Raw genomic sequence first — 249 nt, forward strand, 5'->3', positions numbered from 1 at the left:
TTCCTGCACCAAGCGAACAAAGGAGCCGTTCGTCAAAGTGGAGAAGTACTCGCTTGCCCGCGCGAGCAGCGGATCTGCCTGTGACTCTCTGTAGCGTTCCAAAGACGTCGATAGCAGTTTTGAGGCGAGCCGCAGAATAGCCCACTGACGGGCCAGATCCTGTGTCTCTTGTTCCGCAGATGCCTTGTCGAAAGCAGCCTGCTCCGCGCTCATTCCTGTTTCGAACGACTCTTTTGTCGATGCCAGTTC

General features: G+C 55.8%; 1 protein-coding gene. It reads right to left on the bottom strand.

Annotated elements, in window-relative coordinates:
* Window positions 1–213 (bottom strand): hypothetical protein (locus AF337_RS35335; RefSeq protein ID WP_244471378.1); only part of this gene is annotated, 213 nt, incomplete at its 3' end.
* Between the last annotated feature and the right edge of the window lie 36 nt (window positions 214–249).

Origin of the sequence: Rhizobium ecuadorense (assembly GCF_001187535.1) — a bacterium.
GTDB lineage: Bacteria > Pseudomonadota > Alphaproteobacteria > Rhizobiales > Rhizobiaceae > Rhizobium > Rhizobium ecuadorense.